The sequence below is a fragment of the Streptosporangium sp. CA-115845 genome, from assembly GCF_050943795.1.
Lineage (GTDB): Bacteria > Actinomycetota > Actinomycetes > Streptosporangiales > Streptosporangiaceae > Streptosporangium.
On the sequence record NZ_CP191988.1, the window covers coordinates 6,909,297 to 6,929,100 of the forward strand.

20 protein-coding genes and 1 pseudogene are annotated in these 19,804 nt (G+C 69.2%); 15 read left to right on the forward strand and 6 right to left on the reverse strand.

The genetic code is table 11. The features are described 5' to 3' along the window. Nucleotides 1-92: 92 nt before the first annotated feature. The gene (locus ACQP0P_RS33025; RefSeq protein ID WP_433362355.1) at nucleotides 93-1,367 is read right to left on the reverse strand and encodes an MFS transporter; all 1,275 of its coding nucleotides are present in this window, start codon (nucleotides 1,365-1,367) and stop codon (nucleotides 93-95) included. Nucleotides 1,368-1,468: 101 nt separating this feature from the next. Beyond that, nucleotides 1,469-1,834 carry an ArsR/SmtB family transcription factor gene (locus ACQP0P_RS33030; RefSeq protein ID WP_433362358.1) on the reverse strand — a complete coding sequence of 122 codons (366 nt, stop codon included), beginning with the start codon at nucleotides 1,832-1,834 and terminating at the stop codon, nucleotides 1,469-1,471. Between the two features lie 454 nt (nucleotides 1,835-2,288). Between ACQP0P_RS33030 and ACQP0P_RS33035 the strand changes: the two genes are divergently transcribed. From ACQP0P_RS33035 to ACQP0P_RS33060, 6 genes are all read left to right on the forward strand, one after another. Beyond that, nucleotides 2,289-2,600 carry a heavy-metal-associated domain-containing protein gene (locus ACQP0P_RS33035; protein WP_433362361.1) on the forward strand — a complete coding sequence of 104 codons (312 nt, stop codon included), beginning with the start codon at nucleotides 2,289-2,291 and terminating at the stop codon, nucleotides 2,598-2,600. A 145-nt stretch (nucleotides 2,601-2,745) separates the two neighbouring features. Next, entirely contained in the window at nucleotides 2,746-4,176 is a 1,431-nt protein-coding gene (locus ACQP0P_RS33040) for an MFS transporter (RefSeq protein ID WP_433362364.1), read from the forward strand. Between the two features lie 131 nt (nucleotides 4,177-4,307). Further along, a complete protein-coding gene (locus tag ACQP0P_RS33045) occupies nucleotides 4,308-4,589 on the forward strand; it encodes a metal-sensitive transcriptional regulator (RefSeq protein WP_433382240.1) in 282 nt (93 codons plus the stop codon). A 57-nt stretch (nucleotides 4,590-4,646) separates the two neighbouring features. Further along, nucleotides 4,647-4,862 carry a heavy-metal-associated domain-containing protein gene (locus ACQP0P_RS33050; protein ID WP_433362367.1) on the forward strand — a complete coding sequence of 72 codons (216 nt, stop codon included), beginning with the start codon at nucleotides 4,647-4,649 and terminating at the stop codon, nucleotides 4,860-4,862. Nucleotides 4,863-5,086: 224 nt separating this feature from the next. Then, a complete protein-coding gene (locus ACQP0P_RS33055) occupies nucleotides 5,087-5,863 on the forward strand; it encodes a hypothetical protein (protein WP_433362370.1) in 777 nt (258 codons plus the stop codon). A 31-nt stretch (nucleotides 5,864-5,894) separates the two neighbouring features. Next, nucleotides 5,895-8,144 carry a heavy metal translocating P-type ATPase gene (locus tag ACQP0P_RS33060; protein WP_433362373.1) on the forward strand — a complete coding sequence of 750 codons (2,250 nt, stop codon included), beginning with the start codon at nucleotides 5,895-5,897 and terminating at the stop codon, nucleotides 8,142-8,144. 186 nt (nucleotides 8,145-8,330) lie between these two features. On the opposite strand, the gene ACQP0P_RS33065 is transcribed toward ACQP0P_RS33060, so the two are convergent. Beyond that, the gene (locus ACQP0P_RS33065; RefSeq protein WP_433362376.1) at nucleotides 8,331-9,371 is read right to left on the reverse strand and encodes an FUSC family protein; all 1,041 of its coding nucleotides are present in this window, start codon (nucleotides 9,369-9,371) and stop codon (nucleotides 8,331-8,333) included. Between the two features lie 358 nt (nucleotides 9,372-9,729). Here ACQP0P_RS33065 and ACQP0P_RS33070 point away from each other — a divergent pair, with 358 nt between their 5' ends. Continuing rightward, nucleotides 9,730-10,578, forward strand: coding sequence for a hypothetical protein (locus ACQP0P_RS33070; RefSeq protein ID WP_433362379.1), 849 nt, complete (start codon nucleotides 9,730-9,732; stop codon nucleotides 10,576-10,578). Then, nucleotides 10,572-13,199: a PQQ-binding-like beta-propeller repeat protein gene (locus tag ACQP0P_RS33075; RefSeq protein WP_433362382.1), complete on the forward strand. Its 2,628-nt coding sequence runs from the start codon at nucleotides 10,572-10,574 to the stop codon at nucleotides 13,197-13,199. Before ACQP0P_RS33070 ends, ACQP0P_RS33075 begins: the two co-directional genes overlap by 7 nt. Nucleotides 13,200-13,291: 92 nt before the next feature. On the opposite strand, the pseudogene ACQP0P_RS33080 reads toward ACQP0P_RS33075, so the two are convergent. Continuing rightward, a pseudogene (locus tag ACQP0P_RS33080) lies at nucleotides 13,292-13,417 on the reverse strand (ACR3 family arsenite efflux transporter); the annotation flags it as partial. 51 nt (nucleotides 13,418-13,468) lie between these two features. On the opposite strand from ACQP0P_RS33080, the gene ACQP0P_RS33085 reads away from it, so the two are divergent. From ACQP0P_RS33085 to ACQP0P_RS33095, 3 genes are read left to right on the forward strand one after another with little or no spacing between them, the layout of a single operon-like run. After that, nucleotides 13,469-13,975 carry a DUF5753 domain-containing protein gene (locus ACQP0P_RS33085; RefSeq protein WP_433362385.1) on the forward strand — a complete coding sequence of 169 codons (507 nt, stop codon included), beginning with the start codon at nucleotides 13,469-13,471 and terminating at the stop codon, nucleotides 13,973-13,975. Nucleotides 13,976-13,986: 11 nt separating this feature from the next. Continuing rightward, nucleotides 13,987-14,190, forward strand: a complete 204-nt coding sequence (locus ACQP0P_RS33090) for a DUF397 domain-containing protein (protein WP_433362388.1) — start codon at nucleotides 13,987-13,989, stop codon at nucleotides 14,188-14,190. 58 nt (nucleotides 14,191-14,248) lie between these two features. Next, nucleotides 14,249-14,446 carry a DUF397 domain-containing protein gene (locus ACQP0P_RS33095; RefSeq protein WP_433362391.1) on the forward strand — a complete coding sequence of 66 codons (198 nt, stop codon included), beginning with the start codon at nucleotides 14,249-14,251 and terminating at the stop codon, nucleotides 14,444-14,446. A gap of 10 nt (nucleotides 14,447-14,456) precedes the next feature. On the opposite strand, the gene ACQP0P_RS33100 is transcribed toward ACQP0P_RS33095, so the two are convergent. Further along, nucleotides 14,457-14,723 carry a hypothetical protein gene (locus ACQP0P_RS33100; RefSeq protein WP_433362394.1) on the reverse strand — a complete coding sequence of 89 codons (267 nt, stop codon included), beginning with the start codon at nucleotides 14,721-14,723 and terminating at the stop codon, nucleotides 14,457-14,459. 852 nt (nucleotides 14,724-15,575) lie between these two features. Between ACQP0P_RS33100 and ACQP0P_RS33105 the strand changes: the two genes are divergently transcribed. Genes ACQP0P_RS33105 through ACQP0P_RS33120 form a run of 4 tightly spaced genes read left to right on the forward strand, consistent with a single transcriptional unit; the run spans nucleotide 15,576 to nucleotide 17,459 of the window. Then, a complete protein-coding gene (locus ACQP0P_RS33105; RefSeq protein WP_433362397.1) occupies nucleotides 15,576-16,094 on the forward strand; it encodes a sensor histidine kinase in 519 nt (172 codons plus the stop codon). Continuing rightward, nucleotides 16,091-16,363 (forward strand): response regulator transcription factor, encoded by a 273-nt coding sequence (locus ACQP0P_RS33110; RefSeq protein ID WP_433362399.1) that lies wholly within the window; start codon nucleotides 16,091-16,093, stop codon nucleotides 16,361-16,363. Before ACQP0P_RS33105 ends, ACQP0P_RS33110 begins: the two co-directional genes overlap by 4 nt. Continuing rightward, the gene (locus tag ACQP0P_RS33115; RefSeq protein ID WP_433362402.1) at nucleotides 16,360-17,082 is read left to right on the forward strand and encodes an SDR family oxidoreductase; all 723 of its coding nucleotides are present in this window, start codon (nucleotides 16,360-16,362) and stop codon (nucleotides 17,080-17,082) included. Before ACQP0P_RS33110 ends, ACQP0P_RS33115 begins: the two co-directional genes overlap by 4 nt. 8 nt (nucleotides 17,083-17,090) lie before the next feature. Beyond that, on the forward strand, nucleotides 17,091-17,459 hold the full coding sequence (locus ACQP0P_RS33120) for a hypothetical protein (RefSeq protein ID WP_433362405.1): 369 nt from the start codon (nucleotides 17,091-17,093) through the stop codon (nucleotides 17,457-17,459). A gap of 127 nt (nucleotides 17,460-17,586) precedes the next feature. Here ACQP0P_RS33120 and ACQP0P_RS33125 read toward each other — a convergent pair whose 3' ends face one another. Further along, on the reverse strand, nucleotides 17,587-19,671 hold the full coding sequence (locus tag ACQP0P_RS33125; protein ID WP_433362408.1) for a prolyl oligopeptidase family serine peptidase: 2,085 nt from the start codon (nucleotides 19,669-19,671) through the stop codon (nucleotides 17,587-17,589). Between the last annotated feature and the right edge of the window lie 133 nt (nucleotides 19,672-19,804).

Genomic DNA, 19,804 nt, shown 5'->3' on the forward strand with positions numbered 1-19,804 from the left:
GGACCCTCCAGCCAATCTCATGGGCGCTTAGCCCTCTGGTCAGTGGAAATCCTATGGTTTGGGGCGCAGGACACATTTCTTACCGACACCCATCAAGCGGCCAGCTGATGCTCCTCCTTGGTGTCACTTCGGGTGAGCTGGTGGCTGGGCGCGGCGGTGGAGCGGACTGCCGCCTCAGTGGGCCAAAGAGCCCAGGCCGCTGCGGCGGCGACGAAACCGATCGCGGAAAGTACGGCGGCGGCCGCGACCATCCCGCCGCTGAAGGCCAGCCACCCGGCCAGTGGATAGGTGAGCAGCCAGGCCGCGTGGGAGAGGGAGAACTGCGCCGCGAAGGCGGCCGGCAGGTCGGCGGACAGCACGGCGCGCCGGATCAGGCGACCGGTCGGGGTAAGCGCCGCGGATGTCGCGGCGCCCAGCAGCGCCCATGCGATCAGCAGCCATGACCACGACAGGACGCCTGCCGTCAGGCCGACGGTGAACGCGCCCAGGACCACGAAGAGAGCGACAGCCGCGGGCAGCATCACCCTGCGGTCACTGAGCCTGTCCAGCACGCGGGGCAGCAGCAGGGCGACGGCCATCGATCCGGCCCCGAACGCGCCGAGTGCGATCGAGACGTCACCTGCGGTGCGGTCCAGGTGATCGCGGACCAGGACGACGGTGTTGACGATGACCATGGCGCCGGCGGCCGCGACGCTCAGGTTCAGGGCGAGCAGGGCGCGCAGCTGCGGCGTGGCCCCAAAGAGCCGGGCGCCGTAGGTGGCCTTGGCGAAGGCGCCGCCGCTGCGCCGGACCGGTGCCGGCCTGGGCAGGACGACGGATACGACCAGCGCGGCCGAGGCCAGGAACCCCAGGACGGTTCCGAAGAACAGCCGGTTGTAGCTGATCAGGGTCAGCAGCCCGGCCGCGAGCACGGGGCTGAACAGGCTCTCCATGTCGTAGGCGAGCCGAGACAGCGACAGCGCCCGGGTGTAGTCACGCTCGGCCGGCAGCACCTCGGGGATGGTCGCCTGGAAGGTCGGGGTGAAGGCCGCCGAGGCGGCCTGAAGGAGGAAGATCAGGACGTAGATCTGCCACACCTCGGTGACGAACGGCAGGGCCAGTGCGACGCCGCCGCGGATGAGGTCGGCGGTCACCAGCAGGGTCCGGCGCGGGATGCGGTCGGCGAAAGCGCTGATCACTGGGGCTATGCCGACAAAGGCGACCATCTTGATGGCCAGCGCGGTACCGAGCACCACGGAGGCGCTCGCTCCGGCCAGGTCGTAGGCGAGCAGGCTCAGTGCCACGGTCGCCAGCCCGGTGCCCACCAGGGCGATGGCCTGCGCGGCGAACAGGTGCCGGTAGGTGCGATTACGTAGTACGAAGAACATGACTCCGCCCTCTCAGGCCACAGCGGCCTTCAGCGTGCTTATGTGCGCAATTATGCACGCGTTGAACAGTAGGAAGGGCGGAGGAATTCCCCGTTCGGGTCTCAGGAGTGCCAGGGTTCGCCGGTCACCTTATGGTCGGCATGGTTCAGCGCCTCCACCACAAGGTTGCGCAGGTGTCCGTCGCGCAGCGAGTACACCGCGCGGCGGCCCTCCTTCCTGAACTGCACCAGGTTCGCCAGACGGAGTTTGGCCAGATGCTGGCTGACCGCGGGCCGGGCCGCGCCACTGGCCGTGGCCAGGTCGGTCACGTCCGTCTCCCCCGCGGCCAACAGCCACAACAGATGCAGTCGCGTGGGATCGGACAGCAGGGCGAACACCGCGCTCGCCTTCTCCAACTGTTCCCGATCAGGAGTCCGCTGGTGCCGATGAACGGCAGAGGGGGACGAAGGGCGTTCGCGCTCTGACATGCAGCCATCGTAGGGCGGTCGGCATCCCCCTCTCTTCCATGATTCGACCACGTCGCAGGTAGTGCGAGGTGCATGCCGCTGCTGGATTCCGGTCTCTGCCGTGGTGCGACATTCGGTAATCAGACCCCGCTGAACGCCGCAAGTCACAACCCTCCGGCTCGCCGTCAATGCCGAGGCCGCCGTCCTGGTGGGCCCGGATGCCTCCTGCCTCACCAGCCGCCCGAGGCTCTCCTGCTCGCCGTCGCCAGGCTGGTCATCGCCCGCTATATATACGGTGCGGGGGTATAGCATGCGACCGCATGCCTTGCTCCTTCCGGTGTAGATCCGCTGGTAGCGGAGGAAAGCGCCATGCGACGGTGAAATAGATGCCCCCTGTTGAAATTTAACCCCATGGGGGTATGTTAAGGTCATAAACCGAGATACCCCCTAGGGGTACATGCGAGAGGAGAACCTCATGTGCACGGCATGTGCGTGCGGCACCGCGGACAGCGTCTCCGCGGACAGCGTCTCCGCGGACAGCGTCTCCGCGCAGGTGGAGACCAGCGGCGGAAGCGTCTACACGGTCAGCGGAATGACCTGCGGGCACTGCGTCTCGTCGGTTTCGGCTGAGATCGGCAAGGTCGGCGGCGTCACCGGCGTCCAGGTCGATCTGGCCAGCGGCGCGGTCACTGTCAGCGGCGCGGGATTCTCCGACGAGGAGATCCGCTCGGCGGTGGACCAGGCGGGTTACGCCCTGGCCGAGACCTCGCCCGTCGGCGCTTCCTAGAGGAAGTCCGCCTGAGCAAACAGTTGGTGGGCGTGCATTGGCGTGCACGCCCACCTGCGGGGCCGGTCCGAGTTCGACATCACACCCACCCCCCTATGACGCATCCTGCCATTCCGGCGGGGATGTGCGGAATCAGGAGTGCGGCATGAACGCCGTCAATCCACGTAGGTGGCAGGCACTCATCGTGCTGGCCGCCGCGCAGTTCATGGTCATCATGGACACCTCCATCATCGGTGTCGCCCTGCCCGACATGCAGCGCGACCTCGGCTTTTCCCAGGGCGACCTGCAGTGGGTGTTCAACGCCTACGTCATCGCCTTCGGCGGTCTGCTGCTGCTCGGCGGACGGCTGTCGGACCTGTTCGGCGCCCGCAAGGTCTTCACCACCGGCTGGCTCATCCTGATCGCCGGCTCCATCGTCGCCGCGGCGGCGGGTAACGCCTGGGTCGAGATTCTCGGTCGCGGCGTCCAAGGGATCGGCGGCGCGCTCATCGCCCCGGCCTCGATGACCCTGCTCATGATGCTCTTCGGTCACAACCCGCGCGAGCTGGGCAAGGCCATGGCCCTGTACGGCGCCGCGGCCCCGGCCGGCGGCACCGCCGGCGTGTTCCTGGGCGGCGTCATCACCGAGTATCTGAGCTGGCCGTGGCTGTTCATTGTTTACGTGCCGATCGGCCTGGCCACCCTGGCCGCGGTCCCGGCTCTGCTGCCTGCCGTCCAGGGCAAGCGCGGTTCGGTCGACGTGCTGGGCGCCATCGCGGTCACCGCGGGCATCGCCCTGGCCGTCTACGCCATCGTGCGCGCTCCCGAGCAGGGCTGGAGCTCGGCTGCGACGCTGCTGGAGTTGGCCGGAGCACTCGCGCTGCTGATCGTGTTCCTGGTGATCCAGCGCACGGTGCGCGAGCCCCTCATGCCGCTGGGCGTCTGGCGCACCCCCGGCCTGGCCACCGCGAACCTGGCGATGGCGCTGCTGGGTGCCGCCTGGATCCCGATGTGGTACTTCCTCAACCTCTACCTGCAGCAGGTTCTCGGTTACGGCGCCTTCCCCAGCGGCGCGGCGCTACTGCCGATGACCATCGCCATCATGATCTTCATGATCGGCATCACCGCCAAGCTACTCGGCCGATTTGGTGCCAAACCGCTCATCGCCGGTGGCCTGCTCGTCCTGGCCGCCGGGGTGGCGGGCCTATCCCTGGTCCGTCCGGACGGGGCATTCATCTCCGATGTGCTGCCCGCCTCGCTGATCGCCGCGGTCGGCATGTCCCTGGCCTACATCCCGGCGATGATGTCGGCCATGTCCGGGGTACGGCCGGAGGAGAGCGGGCTGGCCTCCGGCATCGTCAACACCACCTACCAGGTCGGCTCGGCCCTCGGCCTGGCCGTCATGACCGCGATCGCCACCTCCCAGGGCGCCACAGAGCTGGGCAACCTGCCCAAACTCACCGACGGCTTCCAGGCCGCCTTCATCGGCGCCGGGGCCATGGCCGCCATAGGGGCCGTGCTCACCCTGCTGCTCATGCGCAAGGCCAGGCCGACGCCTGCCGACACCGACACGCAGCGGGAAGCGGCGCGCGCCTGACACGGTTCGGGGGCGTGCCCCGGCACGCCCCCTTCCGCTCTCCCTGCGGTGCATCCGATTCACCAACCACCCGGAATACCATAGGGGGGTATGGTGTTAGGATAGATGTGAAGCTGAACGTAGGGGGACAGATGCACGGATACACCGACAACAAGCAGGATCACCTGCGGCGGCTGCGCCGGGTCGAAGGCCAGGCCCGCGGGCTGCAGCGGATGGTCGAGGAAGACAAGTACTGCATCGACATCCTCACTCAGGTCTCAGCGGCCAACCGGGCCCTGCAGTCCTTCGCCCTTTCCCTGCTGGAAGAGCACCTGGCGCACTGCGTGGCCGAGGCCACCGCCAAGGGCGGGCCCGAGGCCGAAGCCAAGATCAAGGAAGCCTCCGACAGCATCGCCCGCCTTGTCCGTTCCTGACCCACCCATAACCATCCTGATCAGCACACGGATCCACGCATGAAGAGGAGGGCCGTCATGGCCACCACCAGCACCTACACCGTCAAGGGCATGACCTGCGACCACTGCGTCAGCTCGGTCACCGAAGAAGTCACCGAGGTCCCGGGCGTCACCGGCGTCACCGTGGACCTGGCCACCGGCCTGATCACCGTGGACAGTGACGGCCCCATCGACGACGCCGCGATCACGGCCGCCGTCGAGGAAGCCGGATACGAAGTGGTGGCTCCGTCATGAACACACCCGCCAAGCTCGGGGCTTACGCCCTCGGACTCGTTGTGATCTTCGGCGGAGCTCTCGGGGCCGGCACCGCGGTGGGCTCCACCGGGACGCCGCCCGCCGTCAACGGCCACCAGGCCCAGCCCCTACCCCCGAACCAGACTGCGGACGCTCACGCAACTCACGCACAGCCGGCCCCCAGCCAGACGGCGACCGGGGCATCCATCCCAGGAGGGCTTCAAGTGTCCCAGAACGGCTACACCCTGACCCCCGAGACGACGACGATCACTCCCGGCGAGCCGACCGACTTCCGGTTCACCGTCATCGGCCCCGACGGCCGCCCGGTCACCGGTTACCAGACGCTGCATGGCAAGAAGCTGCACTTCATTGTGGTCTCCCGCGATCTGGGCGGCTTCCAGCACCTGCACCCCGAGCCGGTCGGCGAGGGTGTGTGGTCGGTGAAGCTGACGCTGCCCGAGGCGGGTGCCTACCGGGCGTTCGCCGACTTCGCCCCCGAGGGCGGCACCGGGTTGACCCTGGGCGCCGACCTGCACGCGGGCGGCGCCTACGAGCCCAGGGCGTTGCCCGCGTTGAGCCGTACGTCCACGGTCGACGGCTACACCGTAGAGCTCGACGGGGCACTCACCCCCGGTGCCTCCAGCAAGCTCACTTTGAAGGTGAGCAAGGACGGCCGCCCGGTCACCGACCTGCAGCCTTATCTGGGCGCCTACGGTCACCTGGTCGCGCTGCGCGCGGGAGATCTGGCCTACCTGCACGTACATCCCGACGGGGAGCCGGGCGACGGCAGGACCCAGCCGGGTCCGGAGATCACCTTTTACGCCGAGGTGCCCAGCCGGGGCGACTACCGGCTGTTCCTGGACTTCCAGCACGAGGGAGACGTGCGCACCGCCGCCTTCACCGCCCGCGCCGGTGAACTCCCCACACCGGCCACCGCCTCAAGCCCGACACCGGCGGCCACCCCGTCGGCGTCCGATTCACACGGCGACCACAACCACTGACCTCTGGCATGACGAGCGAAAGGAGCAGGTGATGTCCCCCCTCACCGACGACAGGTCGCAAGGCACGGTCGAACTCTCGATCGGTGGCATGACCTGCGCGTCCTGCGCCAACCGGATCGAGCGCAAGCTCAACAAGCTCGACGGCGTGAGTGCGACCGTCAACTACGCCACAGAAAAGGCCAAGGTCACCTTCGGCGAGGGCATCGACCCGCAAGATCTCATCGCCGAAGTCGAGAAGACCGGCTACACCGCCGCGCTTCCTGTGCAGCCGGACAGCGGCACACAGCAGGACGGATCACAGAGCGACCCGGCCGATGAACTTCAGCCGCTGCGCCAGCGGCTGGTCACCGCGGTGGTGCTCGCCGTGCCGGTGATCGCGATGGCGATGATCCCGGCGCTGCAGTTCACCAACTGGCAGTGGCTGTCGCTCGTCCTGGCCGCGCCGGTCGTGGTCTACGCGGGCTGGCCCTTCCACCGGGCCGCGTGGATCAACCTGCGCCACGGCGCCGCGACCATGGACACCCTGGTCTCGCTCGGCACCATCGCCGCTCTCGGCTGGTCGTTGTGGGCGCTGTTCTTCGGCAGCGCGGGTACCCCGGGTATGACTCACCCGTTCGCGTTCACGATCGAGCGCACCGACGGCTCGGGCAACATCTACCTCGAGGCGGCCGCGGGCGTGACCGCGTTCATCCTGGCGGGCCGCTACTTCGAGGCCCGCTCCAAGCGCCGCGCCGGCGCCGCGCTCCGGGCCCTGCTGGAACTGGGGGCCAAGGACGTCGCGGTGCTACGCGATGGCAAGGAGGTCCGCATCCCCTCCGACCAGCTCAAGGTCGGGGACCGGTTCGTGGTCCGGCCCGGCGAGAAGATCGCCACCGACGGTGTGATCGAGGAGGGCTCCTCCGCCATCGACGCCTCCATGCTCACCGGCGAGTCGGTGCCGGTCGAGGTGGGTCCCGGCGAGGCGGTGACCGGCGCGACCGTCAACGCCGGTGGCCGCCTGCTCATCCGCGCCACCCGCATCGGCGCAGACACCCAGCTCGCCCAGATGGCCAAGCTGGTCGCCGACGCCCAGACCGGCAAGGCCGCCGTGCAGCGGCTGGCCGACCGCATCTCCGGGATCTTCGTCCCGATCGTGATCGCGCTGGCCGTCGGCACGCTCGGCTACTGGCTGGGCACCGGCGACGGTGCCGGTGCGGCCTTCACCGCCGCGGTCGCCGTGCTGATCATCGCCTGCCCCTGCGCCCTGGGCCTGGCCACCCCGACCGCGTTGCTGGTCGGCACCGGTCGCGGAGCCCAGCTCGGCATCCTGATCAAGGGCCCCGAGGTCCTGGAATCCACCAGGAAGATCGACACCGTCGTGCTCGACAAGACCGGCACCGTCACCGAGGGCAAGATGACCCTCACCGACGTCCACCTCGCCGACGGCGAGGACGCCACCGAGGTGCTGCGCCTGGCCGGCGCCCTGGAGCACGCCTCCGAGCACCCCATCGCCCAGGCCATCGCCCGGGGCGCCACCGAGCGCGTGGGCGAGTTGCCCGCCGCCGAGGACTTCGCCAACCTCGAAGGCCTCGGAGTCCAAGGCATCGTCGACGGGCACGCCGTGCTGGTGGGCCGCCCCGCACTGCTCGCCGAATGGTCACAGCACCTGCCGGTGGAACTGGAACGGAGACTGCAAGCGGCTCAGGCGGCGGGCCGTACCGCGGTCGCGGCCGGCTGGGATGGGAAGGCCCGCGCGGTGCTGGTGGTGGCCGACACGGTCAAGCCGACCTCGGCCGAGGCCATCCGCGAGCTCCGAGCGCTGGGACTGAGGCCGGTGTTGCTCACCGGTGACAACGAGACCGTGGCCCGGTCGGTGGCCGCCGAGGTGGGCATCGACGAGGTGATCGCCGAGGTGCTGCCCGCCGACAAGGTCGACGTCGTCAAGCGCCTGCAGGCCGAGGGCAGGTCGGTGGCCATGGTCGGCGACGGCGTCAACGACGCCGCCGCGCTCGCCCAGGCCGACCTGGGCCTGGCCATGGGCACCGGCACCGACGCGGCCATCGAGGCCTCCGACCTCACCCTGGTCCGTGGCGACCTGCGGGTGGCCGCCGACGCCATCCGGCTGTCGCGCCGCACCCTGGCCACCATCAAGGGCAACCTGTTCTGGGCCTTCGCCTACAACGTGGCCGCCCTGCCCTTGGCCGCACTCGGCCTGCTCAACCCCATGATCGCCGGAGCCGCGATGGCGTTCTCCTCGGTCTTCGTGGTCGGCAACAGCCTGCGCCTGCGCCGCTTCAAGTAAGACCACGCGGCTTCGAGCGGATATCACGACGGCCTCCGACACTACGCCGGAGGCCGTCACGCCATTTTCCGGAGACCGGACGAGTGCAGGCAGCCGACGGCCTCACCGGCGGCGCCCTGCGCCCCCCGCACTGACCGGTGAAAGGCGGGGCATCTCCCCTCTGGCGAGCCTTCGGGCTGTTCGGCCTCAGCCGCGCGTGCTCTCGTCGCTCCGCTCGTTCAGCGGGGTCAGCGCGGCCGAGGCCACGTCGTGGTCCATCCCGGTCGCCTCAAGCAAATCGACGGCGATGGAGCGCAGCTGCGCGATGATGACGTTCGCGGAGAAGCCCAGGTTTTTCGGCCGCTCCCGCGCGGCGACGGCGAGCAACGCCTGCCTGGCCAGCATCGGTTCGCGCCCAGCCCCTAGTTCGAGCTGCAGTAGCAGTGCCGCCTCCGAGACCTCGCGCAGTAACTCGGCCAGCGCGGCCGGCGGCGGGCCGGCCTCACCCAGCGCCGCGAGCGTGCGGCGAACCAGCACCCGCGCGTTGCGCAGCGCCAGATCCACCGGTAGGGCGGCGGTCTCGTACCTGGTCAGTCTGGCCCGGTGATGCCAGTGCAGCGGCGAGATCATGATGATCTCCTTGCTGTTCTCCAGCGCCGCCTCGAACTCCTCGACCGCCGTCTGGGTCCTGCGTCCGCCCTCCAGGGCCTCGGCGGCCAGCTCCATATCGCCCTTCTCGATCGCCTCCGCCGCCTGCTCCAGCACGGTGGAGAAGGCGTCGAGCACGCCGGACAGATGCCTGCCCGCGATGGTGAGCGGGTTGGCAGGCAGCAAAGCGACCGCGGCGATGCCGATGACGCCGCCGGTGAGCGCGTCGGCCATCCGGTCCAGCCCGCCGACATCCTCGCCCGGCACCAGCATGGCGACCAGCACCGCGGACGACCCGACCTGCGACACGAACAGCTCACCGCTGTTCAGCAGCCCCGCGATGCTCATCGCCAGCGCGATCACGAGCGCCATCTGCCAGGGGCCCGAGCCGATCCATGACACCAGCAGGTCGCCGATGCCCACGCCCAGACTGACGCCGACCACCAGCTCGGCCACCCTGCGCAGCCGCCGACCGAACCCCACACCCACGCAGATCATCACGGAGATGGGCGCGAAGAGGGGGTGGGTGTGGCCGAGCAGATGAACGGCGACGATCCAGGCCAGCGCGGCGCCCACAGCGCACTGCGCGACGGAGGGCACAATCAGGCCAAACGCGCCCAGCCGCTTCCTAACTTGATCACTGAGCCACGTTCGCACTCCTCCACAATGGTGGATCTTTATGACATTAAGATCACATTTGCCCCGAATTCTTCTTATTCGCGTCGAACCGCCACGCGGCTGACCGCAGCAGAGCACTATCGGCCGTCATCACCCGGTGGTGGGTGCTGGAGTTCGATGTCCGAGCGCAGTGCGAACGCGCCGAGCCCGGCCATCCACCTCGTCGCCGGCAGGCCGACCCGAATCCCCGACAGCCGTGAATAACCGAAAAACCGCTCCTTCGCGCTCAAGCTCGTGCCTACCCTGGTCTCGACGATCAGTCGTGGAGGAATGCGTTCCCATGGGCAGAGCGCGCCGGAACAAGCGCACATCGATCGGCCGCGACGCCGCGGCCCAGCGGCAGGGGGATGCCGAGGCGTCCGATCCCGCCCGGCCGAAAGGGCTGCCGGCGTGGCTGGCGGGGATCGTCGGCGCCGTGATCCTGGCCGCGTTCGGCGTCGTGTTCACCGAGTGGTACAACGCGCACGGCTCCGACACGGTCGAGCAGGTACGCGGCGCCGCCCCGATCACCGTCGGCCACGTAGCCGTCGACTACTCCGAGCGCGACACCGTCCTGCGCGAACCGGTGACCGATCCCGAGGACCGGGCGCTCATGCTGGCCGCCCACGCGGACAAGCAGCGTGCGGCGGTGCTGGCGCGCCACCAGATGGCCCTGATCGACAGCATGAACGTCACCGTCGCGCTGACCGGGAACCGCAGCAGCCTGCGCATCGTGGACATCGAGCCGCGGGTCCTCGCCCGCAGGCCGGTGTCGGAGGGTGCCCGCCTGATCGCCCTCACCGGCGGCGGCGAGGCGGGCACCGTCGAGATGGCCGCCGACCTCGACCGTCCCGCGCCTCGGTTCACGACCGGCGGGGACACCCCGTACTTCCGGAAGAAGCAGATTGACCTGAAACGGGACGAGCCGGTCACGCTCAGCCTGAGCTTCACCGGCAAGAAGGCGTACTACGAGTTCGACCTGCGGGTCACGGTGCTCGCGGACGGCCGTACAGAAGAGGTCATGGTCAAAGGACCGGACGGAGGGCCGTTCCGGTTGACCGGCGAGGCCGCCCGGTACCGGTCCCACTACCGGCAGGCGCCGCAGGGCGGCTGGCAGCCGGTCTCCTGCGGGAAACGCCGGACATGCTGATCACCCGCTGCCTCCGGGTTCTGGCGGCGCTCTCGGTGGCCGCCGCGCTCGCGGTCGCCGACGACGGGCGGCCCCCGCTGGAGCTCGTGGGGTGGAAGGCGGCGTGGTCGGCCCCCGCCGATGAGACGGCCTCGTTCTCCTTCCTGTCCGGCGAGAATCTGATCATGGCGATGTCGGAAGAGGGGACGGTGACCGTGCGCGATCCCGGCACCGGCGCGATCCGGCTCACCGTTCGCACCCCGCTCCATTCCCTCAGCGACGCGTGGGCCACGGCCGGCACCCTCGTCGTGGCCGGGAGCCGGAAAGGATCGTCGGACCGGACCCTGTACGGCTACGACCTGGCCTCCGGCGGACCGCTGTGGCGGCACGCGCTGCCCCCGTCGGGGCCACGGGAGTACAACTTTCCGCGGATCCAGGTGTCCGAGTACGGCGTCGTCGTCTTCCACCGGGAGTCCGGGCTGCTCTCGCTCGACACGCGAACCGGCGGCGTCCGGGCGCGGGCCGCCGAGGCGGTGGGCTGCGAGGGAGAGACCGGCTCCACATCCGGGGCTCTGCTGCTGCTGAGCCGCTGCGGGCAAGGCCGTGTGCGGCTCGACTCCTTCGATCCGCGCACGCTACGGCGGAACTGGACACGTCCGGTGACCACCTGGCGCACCGCGCCGGGCGTCGGCGTCCGGCTCTGGTTCAGGGAGGCGTCGGAGGGCTTCGTCATCGCGGCGTTGGACGGCGACGATTTCCTCTTCACGCGGGACGGCACACCGCTGCCCCGCTCCCACCTGGAGCGGGCCACCGCCGGGATCCCGGCGCCGGAGGTCGGCCGGCATCCCGACGCCGAGGACCGCCCCGGGTTCGACTGGAACAACGCGTGGCCGCTACCCGGTTATCTCAACTCGCGAGAGCAGGACACCGGCCCTCCCAACCCGCTCCCCCTCGACAGGCCGCTCACCCACACCACCGTCTTCGTGGGGGCGACCTCCCATCTGGCCTTCATCCACGGTGACGCCCGGATCATCGCCCTGCGTCCCGTCTACGGACGTCCCACCGGCCCCGTCGCACTCGGCGGCGTCCCGCCGGGCGATTGGCCGGACGCCTGCTCCCTGCTCACCTCGCGCGACCTCGGCCAGGACGTCCGCCGCGTCCCGGGAAACAAGTCCCTGGGCCGCCTCACCCTGCCCAGGCCCGTGACCTGCGACTGGGTGCCATCCGAGGACGACGGCGGGGTCATCTCGCTCTCCGTGAGCTGGGTGTCCCCGGACGCCGGCGCCCTCTTCGCCGCCGCCGCCGAGCTGACCAGGCGTCACGAGAGCTTCGACCACGACCCCACGATCGCGGGCGAGGGCGTCTTCTCCTACACCGCCCACGGCCCCGGGGGGACCTTCGGCGCAGCGCTGGTCAACGTGGGCCCGGTCATCGTCCATCTGACGTCGCCGTCGCGACTGGTGCTGCGCCTGGCCGCGTTCCGGGTGCGTGACAACCTGATGGCCCGCTACCGGCCGGGGGAGCGCGTCCCGCCTCCGGCGCGGACGGGCGGGTGGACCCATCTCGCCGACGGAAGGGTCGGCGCCGACCCTGTGGTGGACGGCGGTGTGGTGTACGCCGGCGCCGACGACGGTCTGTACGCCCTGGACGCCGTCACCGGCCGGGCGCGGTGGAAATCCTGGCCGGTCATGCCCATGCTCGTGGACGGCGTGCTCTACGGCGTGAGGAGCGACGGGGTGGCGGCCCTCGACAGCGCCACCGGCCGGATGCGGTGGAACCGCCGCTTCGGCACCCGGTACGCCGGCATCAAGGACCTCGTCATCCAGGACGGCGGCGTGTACGCGGGCGTCGGACTCACCCACGTCGTGGCGCTGGAGGCCGCCACCGGCAAGCGGCGGTGGCGCTTCCGCGTCCCCGGCACCCTGGGCCGCGTGGTCGTGGCCGCCGGCACCGTCCACGTGAGCAGCCGGGAAGGCGTGCTGTACGCCCTCGACGCCAGGACGGGCGCGCTTCGCTGGCGTTCCCGCGTGGGCACCGGCAACATCAACCCGGCCGGTTATCTGGCCGCGACCGGGGAGGCCATCTTCGTGATCACCGGCGCGAAGGCGTCCGCGCTCGACCCCGCCACCGGAAAGGCGCGGTGGCGCGCCCACGTCGGCGCCGCCGTCCGGTACGACCCCGTCGTGATCGGCGGCACCGTCTACCTCGGCGATCTCGCCGGGCGCACGTACGCGCTGAACGCCGCCTCCGGCCAGGAGCGATGGAGGCTCACCACCGAGGGTGACAGCGGCCGGTGGAACGTCACCGCGTCACGAGGGAAGGTCTACGTCGCCGGCCGGAGCCTGCACGCCCTCGACCCCGAAACCGGGAAAGAACGGTGGAGCAGGCCGCGCACCACCCAGGTGTCGGTCCACGAGGACACCGTCTTCGCCCAGGACGAGGGCGGCACGCTGCACGCGCTGGACGCGGCCACCGGCGCGCCCCGCTGGCACTTTCAGACCGGTGGCAGGTTCCAGACCCTGCCGGTCGTGGCCGGCGGCCTCGTCTACGTCGGCAGCTCGAACGGCAACCTGTACGCGCTACACGCCACGGACGGACTCCCCGGGCCGAACCCGGCGGAGCTTGACCGGCGCACCTGGTGAGTACGGGGCGTTCGGTGCGAGCCGACGGGCTCGGGTGTGGTGTCAGGAGATGACCGGGCTGCGGCGACACCTGCCCGATCTTCCCCGGCAAACGCTACCTGGACTGGCAGCTGACCGACCCGGCCGGCCAGGGCCTGGCCGGAGGTGACGCCGAAGGTGGCGACCGCGACCGCGATGGCGATGGCGATGGCGAGTTCGAAGTTGTTGCCCGCCGTGGAGCACTTGTCGGCCTGGAATGGGAAGCCACGGAGATCCAAACCTTCGAGGCGATGCTGATCCCCGGCCTGCTCCAGACTGCGGATTACGCTACAGCGATCTTCAAGGGCGGGCAGGTGATGAAGACCTGCGACACCGAGCGCCTGACCGAGGCGCGCCTGGCCCGTCAGCGAATCCTGGATCGTGAAGACCGGCCAACCTTCTGGGCGGTGATCGACGAGGCCGCGCTCCGCAAACAGGTCGGCGGTATCGCTGTGATGCGCGACCAACTCCACCAACTGTGCCGGATGGCCGAACGTCGGAACGTCGGTATCCAAGTGCTCCAGGACGCGGTTGGTGCGCACACCTCGATGACCGGTGGTTTCACGATCCTTGACTACCAGGCATCCGAGGACCCCAGCATCATCTACGTGGAGGTCGGCGCGGCCGGTGATCTCTTTCTGGAGAAGCCGGAGGATGTGGCCCACTATCGGAAAAGCTATGGCTACCTCCGCGCATCAGCACTAAGTGCGGACGCATCAGTGACGTACATTGAAAATCTGGCAAAAAACCTCAAGTAAGGGCGAAAGTCATGGAGCTTACCCATTCCGATCTCACGTGGCGTAAATCCTCCCTCAGCTCGGCAGAGGGACAGAACTGTGTCGAGGTCGCGGTGCTCCCCGGTGGGGGCCAGGTCGTACGGGACTCCAAAGACCCCGGCGGACCCATGCTGAAGTTCACCCCGGGCGAGTGGGCCACGTTCATCAGCGGTGTCAGGAACGGCGACTTCGCCTGACAGGCCCGCTGTACCGGCATAGCCACGATCAGCCTGATCGACCGGTTGTGAGGCACCGATGGATCTGTCCGGCGCCGAATGGCGCAAGAGCACATTCAGCCAGGGCGACAACAACAACTGCGTGGAAATCGCTCGGAACCTTCCCGGTATCGTCGCGATACGTGACTCGAAAGCCCCCGACAAGCTGAGCCTGATCTTCACCTCCTCGGAGTGGCCCGCGTTCGTCAGCAGTGTCAGGAACGGCGAGTTCGACTGACGGGCACCGGTTATACGGGCATGACCGCGACCAGCCGCCGGGCCAGAGTTCTCACCTCGGTGAGCAACCCGGCCGGTGGCTGGTCCAGTTCGAGGGCGTGCTGGTGGATGGTGATGCGAGCGCGCCGGACGCGGTGGGCTGCGTGCGGGGCGTTGCCCTTGGCATAGATGAGGTGGCCTTCCGGGAGGTTGAGCGCGATGCAGTAGGCGAGCATCTGGTAGAGGCCGACGCCCGGGAAGCCCTCGGGTTTCCCGGCCTTGTACTTGGCGTCGACCACGTTGGAACCGCGAACCGGCCAGGTACGGCTGGGCCCCGCTCCGTCTGCGGAATTCCGGGTCCTCGTCGGGGTCGACGCCGTACTCGTCGATCCATCGCCCATACAGCTGGTTGAACACGCGGTCGGCGTCCCGATCGATCACAAGGGGCGGGGTCGCGTCTGCGGGGTCGTCCATGCCCCCGTTCTACAGCCCGACCGCCGCTCACCGTCGCCGTGGATTCGCTGGTCGCTGTTCCGCCTCCCAGCGGGCGGCCAGGGCGCGAATCTCTTCCGTCCAGCGTTCCGGCGGGACCTGGCAGACGACCACGTGCGCGCCCGGGTAGTTGCCAGGTGGGCGACACGGCTACCGGCTACGTCGAGCTCCACCCCGCTCTCCACCCTTCGAGGGTGCCGCTCCACCCCACCCGATCCCTACCTTCCCAGGCATGGACAAACGCTCTGGACGGTCGGGCCTCTGGCTCGACCTGCTGCACCGGCTCCTGGACGCCAATGGGGGAAAGATGAACGGCAAGCTCCTGCTCGCGGCCGGTTCGGCGATCGCCGCGTCGGTGTCAGGATCGGCCGAGGCGGCGCCCACGGTGTTGCTGTTCGCGACACTGCTGCTGTTCGCGGCGCACATGACGCCGAGCATGGGAGCGATCGTCGCGGTCACCGTGGGCGACCTGACGTTCATGGTCGGCAGCATGCTGTGGTGGGAGCAGCCTCGACCGGCGATCGTGGTCCGCGGGGCGGTCATGATGTGCACCGTGCTCTTCGCGTTGCACCGGCGCCACTACCGCCGGGCCCAGCAGGACCGGGCCAGGGCCATGGCGCTCGACGAGCGGGCTCGCACACTCCCTCGGTGCCCTGGGGGTGCAGCTGGAGGTCGCCGAGGCCGTACTCACCGAGCGAGGCGACGTGGAGGGAGCGGTGACGCGCATCCGCAGGTCGCGGGCTCTGGCCAGGGAGGGGTTGGTCCAGGCGCGCTCGGCGGTGGCGGCCCTGCGCGAGGACGTGCCGCCGCTGCCCGACGCGCTGAGCCTGCTGGTCGCCGAGCATCGCAGGGACCACGACGTGCCCGCCGAGCTGCGCACGACGGGCACGCGACGGCCGATCACCCCGGCGGCGGAGGTCTGCCTGCTGCGTACGGCACGCGAGGCGCTGACCAACGCCGCCAAGCATGCCCCGGGCGAGCCGGTCAGGGTCGAGCTCGGCTACGGCGAGGGCACCATCCGGCTGGTGGTGCGCAACCCATGCGCGGCCGGACAGGCGGCGGCGTCATCAGGGCACGGCCTGCAGGGCATGGGTGAGCGGCTGGCGCTCGCGGGCGGGGCTCTGAACGCCGGACCGGCGGGTGGTCTGTGGGAGGTACGGGCGGAGGTGCCGGAGTGAGGGTTCTGGTCGTGGACGACCAGCAGCTCATGCGCGAGGGCCTGGTGGCGCTGCTGGACCTGGTCGACGACGTGGAGGTGGTGGGCGACGCCGGGAACGGCGAACTGCGGTCGCACCCGGGCCCGGGCCGTGCGGAGTACTTCGGCGAGTTCGGCGCGGTCCACTCCTCGATGATGTCGCACGGACCACGCGGCCGGGTGGTACCGCGGGTCCCGTGCCTCAGCGGTCCTGGCGTGCCCGGACGCGCGCACCGACGATCGACCCCATGACGGACATGAAGCCGGTGGCGCTGGTCACCGGAGCGAACAAGGGACTGGGCCGGGAGACCGTACGCCGCCTGGCCGGGAGAGAGTGGCTGGTCCTGCTGGCCGCCCGGGACCGGGAACGCGGCATGCAGGCCGCGGACACGCTGGCGGGTGAAGGGCTCGATGTCGAGTTCGTCGAGCTCGACGTGACCTCGGACGAGTCCGTGGCGGCGGCCGTGAAGGCCGTCGCCGGGCGCGTGGATCACCTGGATGTGCTGGTCAACAACGCCGGAGTCGGTGGCCCGTTGCTGGATCCGGCCGACATGGGCGCCGACGCGCTACGGGAGCTGTACGAGGTCAACGTGTTCGGTCAGGTACGGGTCACACACGCGTTCCTGCCGTTGCTGCGGAAGTCGGAACAGCCCCGCATCGTCATGGTGTCCAGCGGTCTCGCCTCGCTGACACACGCCGGCGACCCCACCCGCCCCGAGTCCGGCTTCCTGGCCCTGGACTACGCCTCGTCGAAGGCGGCGCTCAACATGATCGTGTCCCAGTACGCCCGAGCGCTGCCCGGGTTCAAGGTCAACGCCGCGGATCCGGGCAACCCCGCCACCGACATGAACCATCACACGGGTGTCCACACCGTCGCCGAGGGAGCCGATGCGATCATCAGGTTGGCCACTTTGGACCCTGACGGGCCCACCGGAGGCTTCTTCGACCGTAACGGCCCCGTCCCCTGGTAGGAGCGAGGATGGCAACGATTCTGACGATCGGGCTACATCCGAACGCGATCGACTACACCCGGTATCCAGGCCTCGACGAGGCGACGCTCACCGCACGGATCGAGCAGGGCGACGCGGCTCTGCGTGCGGCGGGTTTCGACGCGGTGTCGTGCCTGATCGGTACCGACCCGGACGCGGCGGAGAGGACCATCCGTGAACGGTTGTCCGAGGGCACCTTCGAGCTGGCCATGATCGGAGGTGGTGTGCGGATGGCCCCCGAGCACACCCTCCTGTTCGAACGGCTGATCAACGTGCTGGTGGCGACGGCACCCGGGATCCGGTTCTGCTTCAACACCTCACCGGAAACGACGGTCGACGCCCTTCGCCGTTGGGTGTAGCCGTTCGCCGATGCCCGGCGTTCGTCAGTGGGGACCGGCCCGGCAGCCGGGCCCCACGCTGACCAGAAGGCGAAAACACCCCTCAGCCGACCGCACGAAGATCACGAAAGACGGTCAGGCCCCGTTCTCAGTGTGCTTCTGCGGCGGTCTCGTGAGGACGCGTGGTTGTTTCCTTCGGTGACAGACCGGTGTGTTTTCCGGCGAAGGCCAGGATGTCCACGGTCAGGGCGCGTTCCTTGCTCGCGGGAGAGGCGGCGTGGGCGGTGTCGGGTTCTCGACGCATGAGGATCGGCCGGTCACCGCTGGTGGCGTGTTGGAGTGCCGCGCACATTTTGGTGACGTGGGCCTCTCCGGTCTGCAGATCGGTTACCGCGCCGGTGAGGAGGAATGCGGGATAGCGGGCTCCGGGCGTGATGTTGTGATACGGGGAGTATGTGAGTAGCCATTGGAGTTGTTCGGGGTGGGAGGCGGTACCGAACTCGTCGGTCCAGGTGCGTCCCAGGCCGAAGTGTTCGTAGCGCACCATGTCACACAGCGGGCCATCGGCGATGACCGCGGCGTACAGGTCCGGTCGCTGGGTGGCGGCGGCGGTGACCAGTAGGCCGCCGGCGGACTGGCCAAAGATCGCCAGTTGGTCGCGGGTGGTCCGACCGGTGTCGATGAGCCAGGTCGCGGCGTCGTTGAAGTCGCTGATCGCGCGGTGTTTGTGTGGTCCACGGCCGGCGTCGTGCCAGCGTTGGCCTTCTTCGCCGCCTCCGCGTACACAGGCGACCGCGTAGGTGCCGCCGGCGCCGACCCATGCGGCTGCCATGGGGAAGAACCATGAGCGCATCGGCATGCCGAAGCTGCCGTAGCCGTAAAGGAGGGTGGGGCGAGGACCCTGATGCTCCTCGGCCGGGGTGAACAGGAGCAGCGTGATCTCGGTGCCGTCGCCGGCGGGATAACGCACACTGCGGCTGCGGATTTCTGGAGTATGTCCGGCTGTTGTGGCGCCGGTTTCCTGTTCCGTCCTCCCGCTGGTGGCGTCGTGGCGATAGATGGTGGGGGGTGTGGTCGCGTCACAGTAGCTGAACCACGCGTGATGCCCGTGTGGGATGTTCGTGCGCAGGGATGACACGACGCCCGCGCCGGGAAGGGGCAGGCCGGTGAGCATCCGGCCACTGGCCAGGTCGTGCAGTGTCAGGGTGGAGGTGCCGTGGCGGGCGCGTGCCACCAGCAGGAGGGGCCGCGGAAGTGCCGGGCCGTCCAGGACCAGACACTCGTCCAAGGGGGCTTGGGGATCTTCGGCTACCAGCGCGCGCCATGTGGCCGGGTCGGTATCGTGCCGGTGCGCCGTACAGATGCGGCCACACGGAGCCTGGTAGTCGGTGACCAGCAGCAGATCGTTGTCCGCGAGGAAGCGGGGCAGAACCCGGGCGCGTGTGGTGCGCCCATCCACGATCCTGATGAAACGCGGGGCTTCCGGATCGGTGAGCTCGGCCACGTACACATCGTTGTGCGAGGCGGGCCCGACCATCGCGGTGATCGCCAGATGACGGCCGTCGGCGCTGACCGTGAGCCCGTAGTAGTGGTCTGGGGCATCGTCGTCGCCGAACACCACCGCGTCGGTCTGCCAGGGCGAACCGATCCGATGCAACCTCACCCGCCGCTGCAGACGCATGTCGCCGGGGGCCAGTTCCTCATCGGGAACACGGCTGACGTAGTAGAACGCATCCCCTCCCGGCAGCCAGGCGAGCGAGGTGTTACGGGCGCGTGGCAACGGCCCGTCCACCGTCTCCCCGGTACGCACGTCCAGCACCATGATGTCGCTGCCGGGCTGCTCGGCGACCTCCATTTGGACAGCCACACGTTCGCCCTCGCGCGATGGCCACCAGGCATACAGCCCGGTATGGCCGGACGGATCGATCTCCGCCGGATCGACCAGCACCCGCCTGTTCCCCTCGGCGTCAACGACGAGCAGGCGCCGTTGCTCATCCCCACGGAGTTGCTCGGCAAGGAACATGACCGAACCACGCACCATCGGAGGCTCGGACACGCCGAAGGATGACATCTGATCCACCAAGGACGCCCACGATTGCTTCTCGCGCCATCCGGCGCGATATTCGCGGAAGAGACGATCCTGGGCCGCGGCCCAGTCCCGCACATGCGCGTCATTGCCGTCTTCCAACCACCGGTAGGGATCGGAAACCGGGAATCCGAACAGATCCTCCACCACATCGCTGCGCCAAACGGCAGGGTACGACAATCGCGCCACAAACGCCCCCCGATGCATCGCCCCGCCCGTAATTAGGTCGAGGCACTGCGGTTTTGACACACCGCAGTACCTCGGCTCATTCAGCTACGAC